Consider the following 22,151-nt stretch of genomic DNA (forward strand, 5'->3'; position numbering starts at 1 on the left):
TGCTTACCAGCTGTAGCTCACTTTGGCGGTAATCTCGCGACCCGGGTTGTAGAAGTTCGCCGTGCCGGAACCAACCACGTGCTGCTCATCCAGCAAGTTGCTGACGTTCACCGCAAGGTCGGTGCCCTTGGCGATCTCGTAGTTGAAGACGGCGTCGAACAGCGTGGTGCCATCGCTTTTGCCGGAGTTGGCTGCATCGAAGTAATAAGAGCCGACGTAGCGCGCCCCCAAGCCAACGCTGGCATCAGTGCCAGGCACGTCGTAATAACTCCAGAGCGAAGCGGAATGCTTGGGTGCCGTGGAGAACTCATTACCCTTCAGGGAGCTGCCGTCGTACAACGAACCGCGTAGTACCTCGGACTCCATATAGGAATAACCACCTATCAGACTGAGGTTCTGCGTCACCTGCGCCTTGGCCTCCAGGTCGAGGCCACGCGCCCGCGATTCACCCACCGTCTGTTGCTCGATGATGCCGCTCGGCAGCACCACGGCGATGGTGACGTTTTCCTGGGTCAAGTCGTAAACGGCTGCGGAGAACAGTGCGTCCATCCCCATCGGCGCATACTTCACGCCCACTTCGTACTGCCTGCCCGTCTGCGGTGTTACCCCAACCTGAGGCGGAGAGACGGATTCCACCATACTCACATAGGTGGACACCTCATCGTTGACGATATAGGTCAACGCACCTCGATAGGAGGTTTCCGAGAAAGTGTCTTTCTCAGTAGTCAACAAGCCTTTGCTGGTAAGGTCCATCGAGTCGTTGCGCATACCCGCGGTAACGATGAAACGCTCGTAGAACGATAGGTTCTGCTGAAGGAACACAGCCTTGGTGGTCGCGTCTCGCTTGTTGACGGCATACGGGGTGATTGAGCGTGAAACGCCCGTAAACACGGGGTTTGCAATGTCAATCGGGGTCGTCAGGGCGTAGACCGAGCTTTCCTTGGTGGTCGAATCGAGGTACTCCACGCCCACCAGGCTGCTGCTGTCGATGTTCTCGAAGCGAGCATCGTATTGCAGCATCAGATTGCCGTTGAACTGGTCGGCCTCAGTGTCCGTTCCAAACAGATACCGGTCTACGGTAGTACCGACACGTGCGGCGCTGTCGCTGAGGTAAACGTAGCCAAAATCATCGGTCAATTTGCTGTAACGCAGATTGCTGCGCAGTACGAAGCCGTTGTCGAAATCATGGGTGACGTTACCGCTGAGGCTGGTGCGCTCGACATCGTGAAAGTTGTAGCTGGGCTCCCCATAAAATTTGCTGCGGTCGTATTCCTTGTCCAGCGGATAGCCGCCACTGTTGGGCGAACTGTCAGTTTTCAGGTAGTCCAGAATCATGGTGGCTGACGTGTAATCCGTGGGTGCCCAGGTGAGGCCTCCCATTACCAACCGGTTGTCGTCCTGTGAGTGATCGTACTCGCGGTCGCTGTTTTGGCCTTTGGCAGTAAAGCGGCCAGCCAAGGTTTTCTCGTCGTTCAGCGCATCCCCCACATCGATGCCTGTCTCGACATGGTCAAACGAACCGTAGGTCACATAGCCTTGGCCAAACTGCTCGAAGCGCGGCTGTTTGGTCACGAAGTTCACCGAACCGCCCGGGTCCGCTGGGCCAAACAGCGTGGAGTTGGCGCCACGCAGGATCTCTATGCGTTCATAAGCGAACGGATCTTCGCGTACCCCGCGCATCGAACTCAGGGTCAAGCCGTCACGGTAGGTGGTGGCCTGGAAACCCCGGATCTGGAAATAGTCGTTGCGGTCATCCGTACCATAGAAGTCACTCACCACCCCCGGCGTGTATTGCAGCGCTTCTTCCGTGGTGCTGACGCTGCGTTGCTCCATTTCCTTGTTGGTGACAACCGACACCGATGCCGGTGTATTGAGAATGCTGGTTGCCACCTTGCCGCCAACCCAGAGCTCCTTGGCGACCACCGAGTTGGCGTCGTCGTCGGCACTGACCCTGACCTTGGCATTGATGATGAGGGGTGCAAGGCGGTACTCCTCGCCGTCCGTTGCGTCGAGCTCCAGCGGGCCGGCCGGCTTTGGTCGAGGGATCAGCAGATAGGCATTCGGGCCTTGCTGTTCAATTTGCAACTCGCTCCCCTGCAGCAACGATGACAGCGCTGCCGACGTATCAAGCGTGCCATTCACGCCAGCAGTGGTGCGGTTCGCTACACTCGACGCGTCGAAGGAAAGACTGATGCCAGCCTCGCGCGCGAAGCGGTCAAGCGCCGGCGCCAGTGGGCCGGCAGCGATGTTCCACGGTTTGGCTTGATTACTGTGGTCAGCGCTCGGCGTTTGTGCCACCGATGGCAATGCGTAGCTGCTAACGATCAAACCCAAAATCGCACCCTGCAAGGCACGATTTAATGGATGGCGCTGTGAAACCGGGGACGAACTCATTTTCTCGCTCCAAGAAAGGACATCGGCAGACTGGCCTGTATTCCGGCCTTCCTTAGAGGTCGAACGAGAATGAGAAGCCACCTCATTATATTTCAGATGGCAGACAGTTTTGATGGGTTCAGGTGGCAGCGGTCACGGTTACCCAATAACGGGTCCGGTAATCAATGTGCAAATGCAGTGACTGCGCGATCAATGCCAGGACCTGATCGTTGTCGGCGAGCTGGAAGGTGCCGGAAACGCGACGATCCGCGACCTCTTTGGCGCAGCGCAGTACCCCGGGGCGATAACGCGACAACTCCACGATGAAATCATTGAGGCGCATATTGCGCGCACTGATCACCCCGTCACCCCAGCTCCATAGATCCAGACCGTTGTCCCTGAACATTCGGGCGCCACTTGATGTGAACAGCAACTGATTTCCTGCCTGGACGCTGCGGCTCGCAGGCGTTTGACTGGCGCCGGGGAAAACCGTGACTGACCCTTCCTGAGCCGCGACCAGAGTGCCATCATCCAGCTCGCGTGCCAGAAAGCGGGAACTCTGGGCGCGCATGATCCCGTCACGTGATTGCACCCAGAGCGGTCTCGCTCGAGGCGAATGTTGATCCGCGCCGACATTCACGATGATTTCACCACGTCGAAGGATTAACAGGCGCCGCTGGGCGTCGAACTCGCTGTCGACGGCGCTATCGCTATTGAGCTGGATGAGGCTGCCATCATCGAGCTGGAAGCGTCGTTGCTCGCCGGTACTGCTGCGCTGCTGCGCAAGCATGGCGGGTACGGGCGTATAGTCCCGGCCGAGCCAGGCAGCAGTGCCAACCGTAGCCAATATGCCCAGTAGCTTCAGGCTCTCGCGCCGCCGCATTCCATGATGGGTGCCATCAAGGGTTTGTCGGGCCAGTTGAGCTGGCACGCCTGCGAACTCATCCCCAAGCGTTTCCACACGCTGCCACGCCAACACATGCTCCGGGCACTGCTGCAGCCAGTGCTCAAAAGTGCGCTGTGCCTGTTCATCGGCTTGATTGAAGCGAAGGCGCACCAGCCATTGGATCGCCTGCTCGACAATGGCCGGATTGAGCGCCTGCGGCTCACGCCTCGACATAACGCAAGCGATAGCAGTGCTGCAGGGCCGTGGCCAGGTCGCGTTCCACCGTCGCGCGGGAAACACCCAGCTTTTCGGCTATCTGCGCGCAGGTCAGCCCGTCGAGTCGGGCAAACAAAAATGCCTGGCGAACTCGTGGTTTAAGCATATCGAGCATGCGGTCTATGCGTTCGAGCGCATCAAGGATCATCAGCCGGCTTTCTTCCGAGGGAACCTCGTGTTGCGGCAGCAACGCGACGCTTTCCAAGTAGGCACGTTCGAGTTCGCGGCGACGATACTGATCAATCATCAGTCCGCGGGCGATACTGCTCAAATAGGCGCGTGGTTCGCGCAAGGGGCTGGACTGACGGGATTTAAGCAGACGTACGAAGGTGTCCTGCGCCAAATCTGCTGCGTTATCGCGACATCCAATGCGCCGGATCAGCCAGCCTTGTAACCACGAGTGATGGGTTCGATAGAGCAGCCCTAGATCTGCAGTACCTAGTGTTTCATCGCTGCTCATCGGAATCCCGGCAATACATGATTGATAATTAATCGCATTCTACTCACGTGGTAGGTCTTAGGCAAATACGTGGCAGTGCGGCAACTCCTCCAAGACGTTCTCTTCGTTGCGCAAGGTGGCAAGCAGACCCAGCTGTGTCTATTGTTTTGGGCGACGCAAAACTATCGGAGGCATCGACATGGGTCAGAACATCTCGCCCGCCGCTTCATCTGCGCGGAACACAGGCATGGTCGCCACGACCTTATGGGGTTCGGATACCGTCGCCGGCATCGCGGTGGATCCGGACGGGAATATCTGGCTGGGCGCTTACAGTCGCCTGGGACTAGGCGGCGAAGAGGATTCCGGTTTCACCGCCAGCGTGGTCCGGTTCAATGCCGACGGCAGCCTGGACCGCAACTTCAGCGCAGACGGTAAGTCCCTCCTCCCTGTGTCGCTCGATATCGAGGACGGCGGTAATGGCGCCGTCCAGCCGGGAGGGGGCTACCTGGTGGCGCAGTACGTGAAGGTCGGCGACGCCTGGGTGTCGGGCGTAAGTCGTACTTTGGCTGACGGCAGCCTCGATACGAGTTTCGGGAGCGGCGGCACCGCGACAGTACCCTTCTACTGGAATGACGATCTTGGCCAGCAAGCGTCGTTCTCTGTGCAACGCGACGGCAGCTTTTTCGCCAGCGCCGGGTATCCCTCCGGGGAGATCCATATCGCTCGCTTCGACGCGACGGGAACCTTGGTCTCGTCTTTCGCAGACGCGGGAGTCCTGCACCTCCCAGCGTCCGTTGGCATTCACCCCGGCGGCATGATCGACGTTTCGTTGCAGGGAGACGGCAAGGTGCTGGTCACGGGGCAACATACCCTGACCCGCCTCAACCCGGACGGCACCCTCGATAGCAGCTTTGCAAACGGCGGCAGCCTGGCCCTGGAAGTTCACGCAGACGCCCTCGTCATTCAGGATGACGGCAAAATCCTGCTCGCCGGCGCCTCGGGCGGCGTGGCGACCGTCATCCGACTCAACGCCGACGGTTCGCTCGACACCGGTTTCGGTAATCAGGGCCAGATACGTTGGGGCTCGGAAAGCGCGCCTTTCGCAGTCGCCGACATGATCGTGCTGGCCGACGGCAAGTTATTGATTGGTGGAAGCCAGGGCACGAGCGCGGACGGTTACCTGGCCGCCTTGGTGCAGTTGAACCCCGACGGAAGCCTGGACCACAGCTTTGGCAACCCCGACGACGGCTATCACCACATCGACGGTGGCGGCGATGATGACTTCTTGCAAGGTACCGCCTCGTTCGACGATGCGATCTTCGGCGGGGCCGGTAACGATCTGCTCTATGGCCAGCAAGGGCGTGACCTGCTGACGGGCGGTGCCGGGGCCGATACGTTCCGCTATGAGTCAGTTGCAGACAGCTACCGAACCGCAACCACGGCCCATAGCGACCGAATCACCGACTTCGACCCCGGCACCGATACGCTCGACCTCTCCTCCCTGGGCTTTCTCGGGCTGGGCAATGGACATGACGGAACGCTGGCGATACGCGTCAATGAAAGCGGAACGCGGACCTACCTCAAAAGCTTCGAGGCCAACGCGGACGGGGAACGCTTCGAAGTGGTCTTCGACGGCAACCTTGGCCAGACACTGAATGAAACCAACATCCTCTTCCAGCAAGCCAGGCTGACAGGCACCGAAGGAGCCGACCATCTACAAGGCAACGCCCGAGGCGAAATCTTCGAAGGGCTCGCGGGCGATGATCGGCTTTATGGGGCGCTGGGGAACGATGTACTGGTTGGCGGCGAAGGTCGGGACCTGTTGATGGGCGGCGGCAACAACGATGTGTTCCGCTTCGACTTGCTCAGCGACAGCTACCGTACCGCCACCGAAAACCACACTGATCGCCTGATCGACTATACCGCAGGCGAAGACACGATCGATGTGTCCGCCTTGGGCTTTACCCGACTGGGAAATGGCTACGACGGCACACTCGATGTGATTTTCAATCAAGCCAAGAACCTGACTTACTTGAAGAGCTACGAAGCCGACACATCGGGGGCTCGATTCGAGTTGAGCCTGGCTGGGGATCATTCCGGTTATCGTAACCTGGACATCATCTTCGCCGCCCCCCCGGAAGAGGAGGTCTTTCAATTGCTCGGAGTGGTCGACTCCGTGGGTTGAAACTCGAGCGTGGTCATCCCTTGCCTTGGGCCGCTTCCTGGGCGGTCTGAGGCGTTATCCAAGGTCTCCATCACTGCCCCAACGAAGCATCAACGGGAATATCCAGGATAAAGCTTGCCCCTTGCCCAACCCCATCGCTGCGCACGGTCAAGCTGCCGCCCATTTCCTGCGCGGCGAGCGCGCAGCTATGAAGGCCGAAACCATGGCCGTCCTTGCGAGTCGTGAAGCCATGGGAAAAGAGGCGCCCCATATGCTCGGGCGCGATTCCCTTGCCGTTGTCGGCCACCGTGATACGCAAGGTTGGCCCGTCAGTGAGAGACGCGCCAAACGTGACGCAGGGATTGCGATCGACCACGCCTTCGAACGCCTGCCTGGCATTGCGGATCAGGTTCACCAGGATCAGCAGCACCCGGTGCCGGTCGAGCGACAGCAGGGGCAAGTCGGCAATTTCCTTGACCACCGTCATCTGCTGGCTCGCCGATGACCCGGTACTCATGCGCAAGGCATCGTCGATCAATTCCGCGACCGGCACGGTCTCGACGATGCTGACTGCAACGGCATAGGACTGCTGGGCAGTCACGATAGTCTTGATGTGGTCGATGCCCTTGGTGAGTTGCCCGAGTTCATCGATGATGCCTTGCTGCTCTACCGTCACCACCTCCGCCAGCCTGGCCAGGTAGTCAGGGAGCATCTTTCCCTTGGGGTCTGTGGTGAGGAAATCGCCGAGGTCATCGATGTGTTCTTTCATCAGTTGAGCCACCTTGCCCAGCCCTTGGGCTTTGGAGCTGCGCATTTGGTTGCTGACCAGTTCTGCCGATACGTTCACACTGTTGAGGACGTTGCCGACATTGTGCAGCACCGTCGTGGCGATTTCGGCCATGCCTGCCTGGCGGGACTTCGCATGCAGTTCGCTTTGCACCTGGCTCATGCGTAGCGCCGCACGTACGCGGGCCTTGAGTTCCAGCGGCGAGAAAGGTTTGGCGAGATAGTCATCGGCGCCACTCTCCAGCCCTGAAACGCAGGCCTCGCTGCCGCCGCGGGCTGTCACCAGGATCACGGGCAGATGCGCAAAGCCGGGACTGGCCTTGATTCGGGCTGTCAGGCCGAAGCCGTCGAGCTCCGGCATCATCACATCCGAGACGACGACGTCGATGGGTTGGCGCTGCAACAGTGCCCAGGCCTGCTCGCCATCCGTTGCGGTGGCGACGGTGTAATCGCAGCGCAGCAGTTCACTGAGATAGCTGAGCATTTCCGGGCTGTCGTCTACCACCAGCACTTTGGAGCGCAGGGCATGTTCCGGGGGCGGCTCGTCGTCGGCGCCGGGCGTCGAAGCTGGGTCGTCGCGACCGACCTGGCGACCGTCGTCGAAACGCAGGTGGCGCTGCTCAAGGGAGCTTGTCGGGCTCGGTGACGAACGCTCGTGCAGGTTGTCGGCTTCGATCGGCAGCGTGTCCAGCTCAGCCCCCAGCGGCAGCCGGACAAAGAAACATGAACCCTTTCCGGGCTCGCTGTTGACGCCGACTTCGCCGCCCATCAATTCGACCAGATCCTTGACCAGGGCGAGACCGATGCCCGTGCCGCTGTAATGGCGGGTGGCGGAATTGTCGATCTGGGAAAAACGCTGGAACAGCAACGGCAGCTTGTCAGGCGCAATGCCGATCCCGGAGTCTTGCACCGCGAGCTCAAATCGCTCGCCTTCAATCTCACTCACTGCCAAGTGAACGGTGCCGCCAGTGGGCGTGAACTTGATGGCATTGCTCACCAGATTCAACAGGATTTTCTCGAAGTGCCGGGTGTCCAGGAATACCGTGCCAAGCGCCGGATCGACGCTGCAAGTCAGGGTGCAGCCTTTGCCTTCGGCCACCATGGCGGCATCCTCGGCCAGCACGCCAACCGCGTGGTTCAAGTCGATTGGCGCTGGGCACACGTCAAACTTGCCGGCTTCAGCCTTGGAGAAATCGAGGATGTCGTTCACCCGGTTCATCAAGCGCAACGCGTTGCGTTGGGCGCGGTCTATTTGAGCACGCCAGTCCTGCGGCGGGGTGCTTGCCGCCGAGAGTTGCTCCAAAGGGGCGAGAATGAGCGTCAGGGGGGTGCGCAGTTCGTGACTGACCGTGGCAACGAAATCGCTCTTGGCCTGGTTAGCCGTCTCGGCCTGGTTGCGCGCCTGGATAAGTTCGACGGCCTGGGCCTCCAACACCTCGGTCTGTTGGTGTAGCGTGTCGGTTCGCTCGGCGACCATCCTTTCCAAAGAGGCCTGGACTTGCTGTCGTTCGGCTTCGGCTTCGGCCTCAAGTACCCGGATGCGCAGTGCAGTTTCTTGAAATACCCGTACGGCGCGGGTCATGATTCCAATCTCGTCGCCGCGCCCGGCGCTGGCGATTTCGGCGTTCAGGTCACCGGCAGCAAGTCGGCGCATGACCGAGGCGAGGGCCACGATGGGCTGCGCGACAAATCGCGAGGTGCTCCAGGCGATGGCGCCGGCGAGCAAGATGGCGACGGTCCCTGCGATAATCGTGGCGAGCATGCCGAGATCGTTGTGGGCCACGGCGTCGGAGCGCGCTTCACCCGCAAAGCGCGCAACCAACAGGCCGGCGCTCCGTGCCTCGTTGCGAACCTGATCCCGAGCGTCGCTCAAGGCGTTGCTCGCCTGATGGAACCTGGCGAACGCCGCCCGGTAGCCGGCGATCTGATCGCCGACAGTCGAGGGCGTCGCCTTGGCTTGCAGCTCGACGGACGAAGGGAGCACCCGAGAGAGACGGGAGAGCTCGTCCAGGATGGCGCCGACAGCGCTGGCGATCTCGGGCGACGGTGACAGGCGAAACGACAAGGTCTGCGCCTCCAGGGTGGCCACGCGCTCGGCGAAACGCTTGGACAACGCGGCGGCATTGTTCAGCAACCCGGTGGCGGCCTGAATGTCGCTTGCGTCATGGGCGACGTGCCCCTCCCTTTCACCCAGCATTGCCTCAAGGCGCCCGGCCACCTCGCCGACGTTGGCGAGCTGCCGCAAAGCCTCGTCTCCCCGCAGCTTGGGCGCCTCGCCAAGGTGTCCTACCGCCTTGCAGGAAGCAGCGACCGCCGCCGCCAACTGGTCCTGGGCGTCTCTCTCCTGCGGCGCTTGCATCACCTCGCGCAATTGCTCGACCACCGGCAAAAGTGCGACGCAAGCGTTGCGCGCCGCAGTAGTGGCCTGCCCCTCCCCGGTCACGAGCAGCGTGGCTACATTGGCGGTGATGATCCGTTCACTGTTGCGCAGGACGTCCAGGATGCGGTGGGCACTTTCGACGTTGCTCGCCCGCGTCGCATGCTCGGCGGCGCGGGAAGCAACGCCCTTCAAACCCTCGGCAATGCCCTGCTCGACGAGGGTCGTCGCCTCACGCATCCGGCCGTAGTGGGTTGTCATGTTCTCCGTTTCGCCATCCATGGTCAGGGTCGCCGCCCGCAAGGCGGTGATGGCCGCGGCGAGCCTTTCCAGGCTCCCCTTGAGCGATTGCGCCTCTGCCACCGGAATGGCCGTGAGGCCGGCGATCGCCGTCGACACCATGCCTTCGGCCTGGGACAAGCTCTCCTGGTCGCGGGTGGCGATGAAGTTTTCCACCCGGCCGGTGGCCCCGTTGACCGAGGCCAGGATTTCTGCGGAATGGCTGGCGGAATCCACCGCACGCACCATGCCTCGCAGGCCGTAGAGGTTCACGAGCGATACCGCCAGCATCAGCAATACCAGGGCCGCGACCGCCAACCCGATCGTGACGGCAATAGGCCTGTCGGTGGCGAGTTTGAATGTCACCATGGTGCCTCGCCTCCCCGGCCTGCCACTACTGCTTCGTGATCTCCGGTAAAGGCGTCGGCGGCGCCGCATTGTGGATCGCCGCGTCGATCATCGCCGCAACGGAAGCCTGGCTGTAGACGGGATTGGCGGCACCGCCCACGGGCATGGTAGCGAGCCAGGCGTCGAGGTCCTTCGCATCGATACGCACCAGCGGCACTTCGACGAACTTCGGCACCTGCTTGCCCGCCAGAATCTGCTGGGCCACCCAGAAGCCCACCTGGGAAACGCTTGGGGAAGCCGAAACCGAGACGGTCTCGTAGCCATTGGCATCGCGTTCCTGTTTCCACAGGGCGAGTTCGTCCTGGCGGTTCCCCATCACAATGATCGGCAAAGGGCGACCTGCCGCCTTGAACGCCATGGCCGCGCCATAACCGTCACCTCCTTGAGTCGCCACGGCATCGATGTTGGGCAACGACGGCAGCGCCAACGCCACTTCCTTGCGTGCGACGGAAGCGGTCCAGTTCCCGTAGACAGTCTTGACGAACTTCAGGCCGGGATAGTCGCTGGCGGCCTTGCGAATGCCGTCACTGATGTTTTTATCGGTGGCATCGCCAGCAATGCCGCGAATCTCCAGCAGCGTTCCGCTCCCCTTGAGGCGCCCGGCGATATAGTCAATCTCCACGCGGCCCATGGCGGACCAGTTGTAGTCCACGGTATAGACGCAACGCTCGGTGACCAGGCTGGCCATGACCACTACAACGATGCCCGCATTGCACGCATCGCGAATCACCCCGTCGAGGGCCGTGTCGGAGGCGGCGAGGATGACGATGGCGTTGACACCATTGACGATCATGTCCTGGATATGGGCCGCCTGTTCCGACGCCGAGTTGTTGGCGCTGACCACCGGAGCCTCCCGGACCAAGCCATCCTTTTGCGCCTGGACCGCGATCTCCTGCCAGTTGCTCACCATCACCTTGCGAAAGTCGCTGCCCGCGTAGGAGTTGCTGAACGCAATGCTATGGCTTGCGGTAGAGCCGCTGGCGATGCCGCCGTCAGCCGCTTGGGCGGCAAGCATCGCCAGCCCCGTCATGCAACCGGCGAAGCGACACAAGGATGTGTGAATCGGTTTAGCGTTCATGCCGCTCTCCTTCGCGCGTGGGCATCAACCACCTGCACCTGCCGACAGCTTGACTGTGCAGCGGCTGCGGCGTTGACGCACACCGCATCTTCAGCGGGACATACCGCCTCATCCATCAATAGAACCGGGCATGAAGAACCAGACACATAGCGCTCCTTTCCTTGGTAGCCAATACTTGAAGTCCATACATCGCCTGCAATCGCAGTGAGCATAGTCTCGGCATGTCCGCTTCGCGCGCGCCATGGACGATTTCGGCCGACTGGACGCCTGCAAGGTCACAGCGGGAGATGAGACTCGCTTTTTCCCTTCTCCTGCTACTTTGATTTCGGCATTTAACAGGCAAATCTTTAACGCAGATCAACAAAGCGCCCCTGGTTCCAGCCCTATCATCCCCCAGCGCCAAACCTTCGCTGAAAGCTGAGAGGCAGGGATGAACGACGTAACCGGTAGATGGCTCAAGCGAGGGGCTCTGGGGAGCTTGGTTGTGCTGGGTGTGCTTGGCGCCTGGTATGTGTTGAAACCTGCCCCCGTGAATCCTGACTTCGCCAGCGGCAATGGACGGATCGAGGCCACTGAAGTGGATGTGGCGAGCAAACTGGCCGGACGCATCGATACCATTCTGGTGGCCGAAGGCGAGCAGGTCAGCGCCGGCCAGGTGCTGGCGCGCATGGATACCCAGGCGCTGCAGGCCGAAATACGCCAGGCCCAGGCCCAGTTGCAGCGGGCCCGTACCGCGAAATTAACGGCGGCGGCGCTCGTGGCTCAACGGGAAAGCGAAAAGATCACCGCACGGGCAGTGGTTGCCCAGCGCCAGGCTGAGCTGATTGCCACGCAGAAACGCTTTGCCCGCACCGAGATTCTGGTGGGACGCAACGCCCTGGCCAGGCAACAACTGGACGACGATCGCGCGCTGCTGGACAGCGGCCATGCGGCGCTGGCCGCTGCCAATTCGCAGGTATTGACCGCCCAGGCCGGTATCGAGGCCGCCAAGTCGCAAGTGGAAGAGGCCCAGGCCAGCATCGAGGCGGCAGCAGCGACCGAGCAACGCTTGCAGGCGGACTTGGCCGACACCGAGCTCAAGGCGCCTCGGGATGGACGCGTGCAGTACCGCATCGCCGAAGAAGGCGAGGTGATTCCCGCCGGGGGCAAAGTCTTGAATCTGGTGGACCTGAGCGATGTGTACCTGACGTTCTTCCTGCCCACCGACCAGGCCGGCCGAGTCGCCATCGGCAGCGAGGCGCGTGTGATCATCGATGCCGCCCCGCAATATGTGATTCCCGCCAATATCAGCTACGTGGCCAGCGTCGCGCAGTTCACGCCCAAAACGGTTGAGACGGCCAATGAACGGGAAAAGCTGATGTTCCGTATCAAGGCGCGAATAGACCCTGGACTGCTGCGCAAGCACCTCAGCCAGGTGAAAACCGGCGTGCCGGGCGTAGCCCATGTTCGGCTCAACCCTCAAGCCCAATGGCCAGCCGAACTTGAACTCAAGGTGCCGCAATGATGGGCGAGGTCGCTTGGGTGGCACGCCTGCAGGATATAAGCTTGCGGTACGGCAGCACCCTCGCCCTGGACAGCATTACCCTGGACATTCCCGCCACCGGCATCGTCGGGCTTATCGGTCCGGACGGCGTCGGAAAATCCAGCCTATTGGGGCTGATCGCGGGCGCGCGAGCCCTGCAGCAGGGGCACCTCACCGTACTGGACGGTGATATGGCCAACGTTCGTCATCGACAAACCTTGTGTCCACGCATCGCCTACATGCCCCAAGGCCTGGGCAAGAACCTTTACCCGACACTCTCGGTATTCGAGAACCTGGATTTTTTCGCCCGCCTGTTCGGACAAGGCCGGCGTGAGCGTCGGCAACGCATCGATGCCTTGTTGGCCAGTACCGGGCTGACGCCCTTCGCCGACCGCCCCGCAGGTAAATTATCCGGTGGGATGAAACAGAAACTGGGGCTCTGCTGTGCGCTGATCCACGATCCCGACCTGCTGATCCTTGACGAGCCCACCACTGGCGTCGACCCCCTGGCCCGGAACCAGTTCTGGGAACTGATCGCCGGGCTGCGCGCACACCGCCCCCAAATGCGCGTCTTGGTGGCCACGGCCTACATGGAAGAGGCTGAGCGCTTCGAGCATTTGCTGATGATGGACGCGGGCAAGGTTCTGGCCAGCGGTTCACCCGCACAGATCCGCCAACAAACTGAATGCCAGAATCTGGAAGCGGCTTTTATCGCCCTGCTGCCGCACAGTCGTCGACGTGGCCATAAACCGCTGGTGATCGCGCCCCGCGTCCAACCCGCTGGAGAGTCGGTGATCGCCATCGAAGCCCGCGAATTGACCTGTCGCTTCGGCGCTTTCACCGCCGTGGACAGTGCCAGTTTCCGCATTGAGCGTGGGGAGATCTTTGGTTTCCTGGGCTCCAATGGTTGCGGCAAATCCACCACCATGAAAATGCTGACCGGTTTGCTTGCGGCCACTTCGGGACAGGCGTGGCTGTTTGGCAAGCCGATCGACCCGAAAGACCTCAAGACTCGCCAGCGTGTCGGCTACATGTCCCAGGGCTTTTCGCTCTACTCTGAGTTGACGGTTCGGCAGAACCTGGTGCTGCATGCGCAGTTGTTTCATGTGCCTGCGGACGAAGTTGGCAGCCGCGTCGCCGAGGCCGTCGAGCGTTTTGGTCTCAAGCAAGACCTTGACGCCCTGCCCGATCGTCTGCCGCTGGGTATCCGCCAGCGCCTGTCGCTCGCCGTCGCGCTGATCCACAAACCCGATGTGCTGATTCTCGATGAACCCACCTCTGGCGTAGACCCGATTGCGCGGGACGCTTTCTGGCAACACTTGCTCGACCTGTCGCGCAATGACGGCGTGACCATCTTCATTTCCACGCATTTCATGAACGAAGCGCAGCGCTGCGACCGGATCTCCTTCATGCATGCCGGGCGAGTGCTGGTCAGCGGCGCGCCCGAACAGTTGGTCATCGATCGCGGGTTAAGTAGCTTGGAGCAAACCTTTGTCGCTTATCTGGAACAAGCCGCCAGCAGCACGGCGACCGCGGCGCCACGCGGGCAAACGGGCGACGTGCCCAGCGTCGACGCTCCCTCGGCCATTGTCTCCACGCGCCGCCGCAGCGGGTTCAGCAGCCTACGCATGTTCAGCTACGCCCGGCGCGAAACCATGGAAATTCGCCGTGACCCGATTCGTCTCACATTGGCCGCGCTGGGCACGGTATTGCTGATGTTCATCATGGGTTACGGCATCAGCCTGGACGTCGAAGACCTGTCTTACGCGGTGCTGGACCGCGACCAGACCACCACCAGCCAGGCCTACATCCGCAGTTTCTCCGGTTCGCGCTACTTCATCGAACAGCCTGGGCTGCAGGATTACGCCGATCTGGAGACCCGCTTGAAAAGCGGGGCGATCGCCCTGGCGCTGGAAATCCCCCCCAACTTCGGGCGTGACCTCAAGCGGGGGGCCCAGCCGACAGTGGCCGCCTGGGTGGACGGCGCGATGCCCATGCGCGCGCGCACCATAGAGGGTTACGTGAATGGCCTGCACAACGGCTATCTGGCGGAGCTCGGGTATGGCGGGACCGCGCTGGCCAACGTAGAGGTGCGTTACCGCTACAACCCGGACGTGGAAAGCTTGCAGGCGATGGTCCCAGCCATTATTCCGCTGCTGTTGATGATGATTCCGGCGATGCTCACCGCGTTGGGTGTCGTGCGGGAAAAAGAGATGGGCTCGATCATCAATCTGTATGTCACGCCGGTGACACGCCTGGAATTCCTGCTGGGCAAACAGCTGCCCTACGTGGCCATGGGCATGTTCAACTTTTTCCTGATGTGCGCTTTGGCCGTCTGGGTGTTCGCCGTGCCACTCAAGGGGAGTCTGTGGGTGTTGAGCCTGGGCGCGTTGCTGTACATCGGCACCTCCACGGGGTTGGGCCTGTGGATGTCGACGTTCATGAACAGCCAGATAGCGGCCGTGTTCGGCACCGCCATCGCTACTTTGCTGCCGGCTATACAGTTTTCCGGCTTGATCAACCCGGTGTCGTCGCTCGAAGGCTTCGGCGCGATGGTCGGCATGGTCTACCCCACCGCACAGTTCCTCACCATCAGCCGAGGGATCTTCTCCAAGGCCTTGGATTTGCAGGCGCTGGCACCCTATTTCTTGCAACTGCTGGTGACGGTGCCAATCCTGATTGGCCTGAGCGTGCTCTGCCTACGTAAACAGGAGCGTTAGCCATGCACAGTCTCATGAACATCCTGCGCCTGGGCATCAAGGAATTTCGCAGCCTGTACCATGACCGAGCGATGCTGATCCTGATCATATGGGCGTTCTCGTTCGGTATTTACTCCGCAGCCTCCGGGATACCGGAGACCTTGCACCATGCACCGCTGGCCATCGTCGATGAAGATCATTCGCAACTGTCCGAACGGTTGAATACGGCTTTTCAGCCGCCCTACTTCTTGCCTGCCGCGAAAATCAGCAACCGGCAAGTCGATGCCGGCATGGACAGCGGTCGCTACACCTTCGCCCTCAACATTGCGCCCGACTTCCAGCGCGACGTCCTCGCTGGAAGACGCCCCAGCCTGCAGCTCAATGTCGACGCCACCCAGATCGGCCAGGCGTTTACCGGCGCAGGTTATATCCAGGCCATCGTTGCCACTGAAGTGGCCGAATTTGTCCGTGGTGCGCGCAATACGCCGGCCACCCCGGTGGGCTTGGCCATGCGCATGCAGTTCAATCCCAACCTGACCCAGGCCTGGTTTACCTCCGTGATGGAACTGATCGATTACGTCACCATGGTGTCGATCATCCTCACCGGCGCCGCACTGATTCGAGAGCGTGAACACGGCACCATTGAACATCTGCTGGTGATGCCGCTGCGCGCGTTTGAAATCATGACCGCCAAGGTCTGGTCCATGGGACTGGTGGTGCTGGTGGCCACTGCCTTCGCCGTGTGGGTGGTCGTTCAAGGCTGGCTGGAAGTACCCATCAATGGCTCGATCGGGTTGTTCCTGCTGGGAACCGCATTGCATCTGTTCGCGACCACCTCCATCGGCATCTACTTGGGCACGGTGGCGCGCTCAATGCCGCAACTCGGGCTGCTGAGCATCCTGATCCTGATTCCACTGCAATTGCTTTCCGGAGGGGCGACCCCTCGTGAAAGCATGCCGGAGCTGGTGCAAAACCTGATGCTGGCCGCTCCAACCACGCACTTTGTGAGCTTCGCCCAGGGCATTCTGTATCGCGGCGCGGGCTTGGCAATTGTCTGGCCGCAGTTCCTGGCAATTGCAGCTATCGGTGCACTGTTTTTCTTCGCGGCGCTATTTCGGTTTCGCCGTGCGATAACGCAAATGGCCTGAGCTCGGCCAGAGCCCTTCTTCCAGCCTCGGCCTACAGCGGCAGCGGCCAATGCCGCTAGAACCTGTACAAAAAATGTACCAAAGTACAATTTATTGATGCCTTTGTGCCATCAATAATCCCGCCCAACGTGCCTGATCCACCTATTCATAAGAGGCCCCGACATTCACCGGGTCGCTCCTGCACGCTCGAATCAACATCAAAAGACTGTGGAAAGGACCTCCCGCCAGAGCCAAGAAGTAACGTCGCTACATGCGCCAGTTGAGTCATCTACCTGGACATGTCGGTTGCCAACCAAGCCAACGTTATTGGCCGGACCGTGCAAAACATAAGGGTTGTTGCCGCGATCTCGGCACACCCAACGATTGGGCTGAGAGGCTTTATGAAACTCAAATCGCTGCAAATCAGAATCTGCATGACGGCGGGCATCTGCCTGTTTGTTTCATCACTGAGCCTGGTGCTCTACGGGCTATTCTCCGCCAGGTCTAACGAGCAATACGTCGCTACCGAGGTCTCGGCCCTGGTCGAGCGTTCGACTATCCGGGAGATCCAGAACCTGGCGGAATCCCGGGCCAACGCCATCCAGGCCAAATTGCAGAATGCCCTGGATGCTGCGCGGACCATGGCCAACGCGTTTGCCGCGAGCAAAACCTCACAAAGCCCTCTAGTGATGGGCCGGGAGCAGATCAACGCCGTATTGCTCGGGGTGCTCAAGGATAACCCTGACTTCAATGGCACCTATTCCTGCTGGGAACCGGACGCATTGGACGGCCAGGACCTTGCGTTTCGCACGGCCCAGGATGGGAGCAATCCGGAGACCGGCCGGTTTACACCTTATTGGACGCGCAGCGCAGGCGGCCACATCGCGGTGCAGCCGCTGGTTGAATATGACTCCTTGGACCGCCATCCCAACGGCGTGCCTAAGGGCGGTTGGTACAGCGGTCCCCGCGACACCCTGAAAGAAAGCGTGCTTGACCCCATTCCGTACGTGGTCCAGGGAAAAAATGTCTGGCTGACCACCCTGTCGGTGCCGATTGTTTCAAACGGCAAATTCCACGGCGTGGTCGGGGCCGACTTCGACATCGCCTTTATCCAGAAACTCAGCGAGCAAATGTCCGCTGAGCTTTATGGCGGCAAGGGTTCGGTATCGATCCTCAGTAACCAGGGTCTGGTGGTGGCAGACAGTCAACGCACCGACTTGATTGGCCAACCCATCAAGGCGTTGTTGCCTGAGTCTTGGGAAACGGTGTTGAGCGCCATCCAGAGCGGTCGCGGTAATGGCCTGCTGAACGCGCACACCCAGCAGATCGAGGTGTTGATGCCCATTGAACTGGGCCGCACCGGTAAACCGTGGGCGGTCCTGATCCGCCTGCCCAAGGCGGTGGTCATGAGCCAGGCCATTGCCCTGGAGCAAGAACTGCAGACACGCAGCATCAACAACAGCATCTGGCAGGTCTCTGTCGGCTTGGGGATCTCGCTGCTGGCCTTGGTCGCATTGTGGTTTGCCGCTGCGAAAATCGTCGGCCCCATCCGCGAAGCCGCTGCCTTGGCCGCCAACATCAGCCTTGGGGACTTCTCCCGGCGCCTGGTGCAGAAAACCGAAGATGAAGTCGGGCAGTTGTCCGCAGCGTTGAACGACATGTCCGAGAGCCTGCAAAGGCAAGTGCGGGTCGCCGAGCGCATTTCCGAAGGCGACCTGGACCTGGAGGTTCGCTTGTCCTCGCCTCACGACACCTTGGGCAAATCGCTGGAGAAGATGGTCAGCAATCTCAATCAATTGATTTCACAGGTTCAGTCCAGCGCGACCCAGATCACCGGCAGTTCAGGACAGGTCACCGATCTGAGCCAGTCGTTGTCCGAGGGCGCAGCTAACTCCGCATCGTCCATTACCGAAATCAGCGCAGTCATGACCCAGATGGCCGCCCAGACCCGGGACAACGCCGCCAACGCCAAGAAAGCGGATGAGCAATCCCAGGCATCACGGGCCGACGCCGGAGAAAGCGATCAATTGATGGGTGAATTGATCGCCGCCATGGCGGAAATCGACGACTCAGGTAAAGACATCACGGCGATCATCACGACCATCGACAATATCGCCGCGCAAACTAATTTGCTGGCCTTGAACGCAGCCATCGAGGCCGCTCGGGCGGGTGAGCTGGGACGGGGGTTTGCCGTCGTGGCCGACGAAGTCCGCAGCCTGGCAGCGCGCAGCGCCGAGGCCGCCCAACAAACGGCCGCGCTGATTGCCGACTCTTCAAGCAAGACGCAACGCGGCATGGTCATCGCGAGCCGCACCGCCGAATCGTTGAAAAATATCGTCAATGGAACCGGCGCGGTTTCCAGCCTGGTGTCGCTGATCTACCAGGCCTCCAGCGAACAGGCCTCCGGATTGCAGCAAGCGAGCATCGGGCTTGAGCAAATCGATGAAGTGACCCAAAAGAACCAATCCAACTCGCTGGAATGCGCGGTGGCGGCCAAGGATCTTTCGGAACGGGCCGCGCTCATGCAGCGTGAATTGGGCAGGTTCAAGGTCAAACGGTAACCCGCAGCGCAACACTAAGTGCTAGTCCCCGTGGACAAGATATTGGATGCCATCGACGCCGGTCTGTGGCACCCAAAATCAAGCAGTCCAATCATTTACGAGGCATTTTTTCGTTCATCCCGCCGATGCGGATCGTCGCCTCTTCGGCGGTACGTTGGGTCTGGTTGGCAATTGCTTCAGCCTTGTCTGCCTTGATATAGGCCTCGTCGGCCCTGAGCCGAGCGCTTGCGGCGTTATTCTCTGCCGACTCCAATCGCGCATCGAGTTCCTGAGCGAGCCTGTGGCTGCAACCGGCGCTCAGCGCCAGGACTATTCCCAACAAAGCGATGGGCAAATATTTGTTCATGCTGCTGTCCTCGGTCGTGGGAAGCAGAAAGTTCTCCCGTTGCCCCACTATCGAGCGCCATCGCTCGCTGACCCTGATCCTTATCAAACCAAGGGCCAGAAAAGTCACCGTTCCCGAGGCTCACTTCGGTCTTTCTGATTTAGCTCAATGTCGTTGCGGCGCTCAAGCGTAGAAAAAACCACACCGGGCAGTCGCGGCCCGCATTTTCGCCACCTCATGGAGGATCCTGAAATGAGTGATTTGAGCCTGCGAAATACCGTTCTTGAAGCACTTGAATTCCAGCCTGATATCAACGCTGCAAATATTGGCGTGGCCGTGGACAACGGCGTTGTGACCCTTTCCGGACATGTCAGCAGCTTTGCTCAGAAAATCAGCGCTGAAAAGATCGTCAAGAGCGTCAAAGGGGTACGCGCCGTGGCAGAGGAAATCCAAGTCCGGCTGGACAAGGGGGCCGGCACGGCAGATGACGTCATTGCCAATCGTGTATTGAACATTCTCAACTGGAGTTCCGACCTCCCCGAGGGCGATATCAAGGTGGTCGTGGAAAACGGTTGGGTCGCTCTGGAGGGCGAAGTGGATTGGCAGTATCAGAGGGAGGCCGCTGAACGGGCAGTATTCAAGTTATCAGGCGTGGTCGGCGTGAAGAACAGGCTCACCCTCCGTCCTCGGGCAGACGTCGGCGATATCCAGCGTCGTATCGAGGAAGCGCTCAAGCGCAGTGCCGAACTGGATGCAAAACAGATTCACGTCAAGGTCGACGGCGATGTGGTAAGGCTCGACGGGAAGGTCCATTTATGGAGCCAGCGTCGATTGGCCGAACGCGCCGCCTGGTCTGTGCCTGGAGTTCGGGAGGTGAACGATCATTTATTACTGGCTTGAACCGAGCCCCCCGGGCAGCCCTGTGCTTCGCGGCAATTGCTGTCTCTGCCGGCACCTGCGAAGCGTCATTGAGTCCAGCTCATGAGAAAAAGCCATCAATGGAACCTGTCTTACTTCCTGGTCGCACTGGTCGTGTTCGGCGTGATGCAACATCTGTTTTTGGAGCGCCCTGTGCAGGTCATTGGGTACAGCCAGTTTTTGCAGCTACTGAACGAACGCAAAGTCAGCGATTTGCACGTAGAAAAAGACCGGATCAGCGGCAGATTACAGGACCCCATCGAAGGGCATGAATTGTTCTCGACCGTGCGGGTCGATCCCACGCTGGCGGCAGATCTCGCCTCTTCCGGCGTTGCGTTTACAGGCGTCAACGAGAACACCTTTCTAAGCGGTCTGCTGGGCTGGTTGCTGCCCTTCGTGCTGATCATGGTGATCTGGCACTTCCTGTTTCGCGGGCTGGCGGAGAAACAGGGCATGGGTGGGCTGATGAATATCGGCAAGTCCCGCGCCAAAGTGTTCGTCGAGCGCGATACCGGCGTGACCTTTGCCGACGTCGCCGGCATCGACGAAGCCAAGGTCGAGCTGGTGGAGATCGTTTCTTTCCTCAAGGACAAGGCGAAATACGCACGCTTGGGGGCGCACATTCCCAAAGGTACATTGCTGGTCGGTCCGCCTGGCACCGGCAAGACCCTGGTCGCCAAAGCTATCGCTGGCGAGGCCGGCGTGCCCTTCTTCTCCATATCGGGGTCGGAATTCGTCGAGATGTTCGTCGGTGTCGGCGCCGCTCGCGTGCATGACTTGTTCGAACAGGCCCGACAAGCCGCGCCTTGCATCATTTTTATCGATGAGCTCGATGCGCTGGGCAAAATGCGCGGCGTTGGCGTCCTGGGCGGCAATGACGAAAAAGAGCAAACCCTCAACCAGCTGCTGGCAGAACTGGATGGGTTCGACCCGCGTGAAGGGGTCGTGCTGCTCGCGGCGACCAACCGCCCCGAGGTATTGGATCCCGCACTATTGCGAGCCGGCCGGATCGATCGACAGATCCTGATCGATCGCCCCGACCGTAAAGGCCGGCAAGCGATCCTCAAGGTTCATCTGCAGAAAATCGTCACCGGCCAGGACCTCGATAGCGAGCGTATCGCCGACATCACCACGGGTTTTACTGGCGCTGACCTGGCCAACCTGGTCAACGAGGCCGCCATCATCGCCACTCGACGCGGTGCCGAAACGGTCAGCCTCGACGACTTCACGGCGGCGGTGGAACGCATCGTGGCCGGGATCGAACGCAAGAGTAGCCTGCTGCACCCCGATGAACGCCAAGTGGTGGCCTATCACGAAATGGGGCATGCGTTGGCGGCCAGCAACCTGCCGGACATGGACCCGGTCCATAAGGTCTCGATCGTGCCGCGTGCCATTGGCTCGCTGGGCTATACCCTGCAGCGACCAACAGAAGATCATTTTCTCGTCAGTTGCCAGATGCTCAAGGACCGCATGGTCGTCCTGATGGCAGGACGTGCCGCCGAATGCCTGGCCTATGGCCAGGTCTCGACCGGGGCGGCCGATGACCTGGCCCATGCCACGGATATCGCCCGCCAGTTGATCACCCGATTTGGCATGAGCGAAGAGCTTGGCCTGGCGGTGCTGGAACGCAAGAATGCGAGCTACCTGGGTGAACGCATGGACATCGGAGACAAGGACTATTCGGAACAAACCGCCAGGGAAGTCGACCTGGGCATTCGCGCCTTGCTCGCTGAAGCCTATCAACGCGCCAGGACACTGCTGGAACGCCATCGGGAAGACCTCTACGCCGGGGCCCGTCTGCTGGTGGAAAAGGAAACCCTGACGCCCGAAGAGTTTGCCCCGCTCCTACCGATTAAACGCGCCGCACTGGCTTTGCGACGGGTTTGACGCCTCTGGCCGTTATCGACCTGTCACAGCGCCTTTATAAGCCCAC

13 protein-coding genes and 2 pseudogenes are annotated in these 22,151 nt (G+C 60.5%); 7 read left to right on the forward strand and 8 right to left on the reverse strand.

Going from position 1 to position 22,151, the window contains the following annotated elements; all coding sequences use genetic code 11:
- Window positions 1–3: 3 nt before the first annotated feature.
- The 3 genes from JZ00_RS12360 to JZ00_RS12370 form a co-directional block, all read right to left on the reverse strand.
- On the reverse strand, window positions 4–2,394 hold the full coding sequence (locus JZ00_RS12360) for a TonB-dependent siderophore receptor (protein WP_039589750.1): 2,391 nt from the start codon (window positions 2,392–2,394) through the stop codon (window positions 4–6).
- A 118-nt stretch (window positions 2,395–2,512) separates the two neighbouring features.
- The gene (locus tag JZ00_RS12365; RefSeq protein WP_046509675.1) at window positions 2,513–3,493 is read right to left on the reverse strand and encodes a FecR domain-containing protein; all 981 of its coding nucleotides are present in this window, start codon (window positions 3,491–3,493) and stop codon (window positions 2,513–2,515) included.
- Window positions 3,480–3,995, reverse strand: a complete 516-nt coding sequence (locus JZ00_RS12370; RefSeq protein ID WP_039589748.1) for a sigma-70 family RNA polymerase sigma factor — start codon at window positions 3,993–3,995, stop codon at window positions 3,480–3,482. Before JZ00_RS12370 ends, JZ00_RS12365 begins: the two co-directional genes overlap by 14 nt.
- Before the next feature lie 226 nt (window positions 3,996–4,221).
- Between JZ00_RS12370 and JZ00_RS12375 the strand changes: the two genes are divergently transcribed.
- Entirely contained in the window at window positions 4,222–6,159 is a 1,938-nt protein-coding gene (locus JZ00_RS12375; RefSeq protein WP_235433079.1) for a M10 family metallopeptidase C-terminal domain-containing protein, read from the forward strand.
- 70 nt (window positions 6,160–6,229) lie between these two features.
- Here JZ00_RS12375 and JZ00_RS31920 read toward each other — a convergent pair whose 3' ends face one another.
- From JZ00_RS31920 to JZ00_RS12385, 4 genes and pseudogenes are all read right to left on the reverse strand, one after another.
- Window positions 6,230–7,087: a sensor histidine kinase gene (locus JZ00_RS31920; RefSeq protein WP_412177672.1), complete on the reverse strand. Its 858-nt coding sequence runs from the start codon at window positions 7,085–7,087 to the stop codon at window positions 6,230–6,232.
- Window positions 7,088–7,435 (reverse strand): annotated as a pseudogene (locus JZ00_RS31925) (response regulator transcription factor); the annotation flags it as partial. It abuts the gene before it with no gap.
- 201 nt (window positions 7,436–7,636) lie between these two features.
- Window positions 7,637–10,018: pseudogene (locus tag JZ00_RS31930) on the reverse strand (sensor histidine kinase); the annotation flags it as partial.
- Window positions 9,975–11,066 (reverse strand): ABC transporter substrate-binding protein, encoded by a 1,092-nt coding sequence (locus tag JZ00_RS12385; RefSeq protein WP_039589743.1) that lies wholly within the window; start codon window positions 11,064–11,066, stop codon window positions 9,975–9,977. The gene JZ00_RS12385 and the pseudogene JZ00_RS31930, both read right to left, overlap by 44 nt.
- A gap of 430 nt (window positions 11,067–11,496) precedes the next feature.
- On the opposite strand from JZ00_RS12385, the gene JZ00_RS12390 reads away from it, so the two are divergent.
- From JZ00_RS12390 to JZ00_RS12405, 4 genes are all read left to right on the forward strand, one after another.
- The gene (locus tag JZ00_RS12390; RefSeq protein ID WP_039589741.1) at window positions 11,497–12,570 is read left to right on the forward strand and encodes an HlyD family secretion protein; all 1,074 of its coding nucleotides are present in this window, start codon (window positions 11,497–11,499) and stop codon (window positions 12,568–12,570) included.
- Complete coding sequence (gene rbbA, locus JZ00_RS12395; RefSeq protein WP_152668426.1) at window positions 12,567–15,308, forward strand: ribosome-associated ATPase/putative transporter RbbA; 2,742 nt, start codon at window positions 12,567–12,569, stop codon at window positions 15,306–15,308. The genes JZ00_RS12390 and rbbA overlap by 4 nt, the downstream gene beginning before the upstream one ends.
- Window positions 15,309–15,310: 2 nt before the next feature.
- Complete coding sequence (locus tag JZ00_RS12400) at window positions 15,311–16,435, forward strand: ABC transporter permease (RefSeq protein WP_039589737.1); 1,125 nt, start codon at window positions 15,311–15,313, stop codon at window positions 16,433–16,435.
- A gap of 380 nt (window positions 16,436–16,815) precedes the next feature.
- Window positions 16,816–18,975 (forward strand): methyl-accepting chemotaxis protein, encoded by a 2,160-nt coding sequence (locus tag JZ00_RS12405; protein ID WP_039589736.1) that lies wholly within the window; start codon window positions 16,816–16,818, stop codon window positions 18,973–18,975.
- A 91-nt stretch (window positions 18,976–19,066) separates the two neighbouring features.
- On the opposite strand, the gene JZ00_RS12410 is transcribed toward JZ00_RS12405, so the two are convergent.
- Window positions 19,067–19,321, reverse strand: coding sequence for an Lpp/OprI family alanine-zipper lipoprotein (locus tag JZ00_RS12410; protein WP_039590056.1), 255 nt, complete (start codon window positions 19,319–19,321; stop codon window positions 19,067–19,069).
- A gap of 231 nt (window positions 19,322–19,552) precedes the next feature.
- On the opposite strand from JZ00_RS12410, the gene JZ00_RS12415 reads away from it, so the two are divergent.
- Window positions 19,553–20,200, forward strand: coding sequence for a BON domain-containing protein (locus tag JZ00_RS12415; RefSeq protein WP_039589730.1), 648 nt, complete (start codon window positions 19,553–19,555; stop codon window positions 20,198–20,200).
- Between the two features lie 81 nt (window positions 20,201–20,281).
- Window positions 20,282–22,105, forward strand: coding sequence for an ATP-dependent zinc metalloprotease FtsH (gene ftsH, locus JZ00_RS12420; protein WP_039589728.1), 1,824 nt, complete (start codon window positions 20,282–20,284; stop codon window positions 22,103–22,105).
- Window positions 22,106–22,151: the final 46 nt, after the last annotated feature.

It is taken from the genome of Pseudomonas frederiksbergensis (assembly GCF_000802155.2).
Taxonomy (GTDB): Bacteria; Pseudomonadota; Gammaproteobacteria; order Pseudomonadales; family Pseudomonadaceae; genus Aquipseudomonas; species Aquipseudomonas frederiksbergensis_A.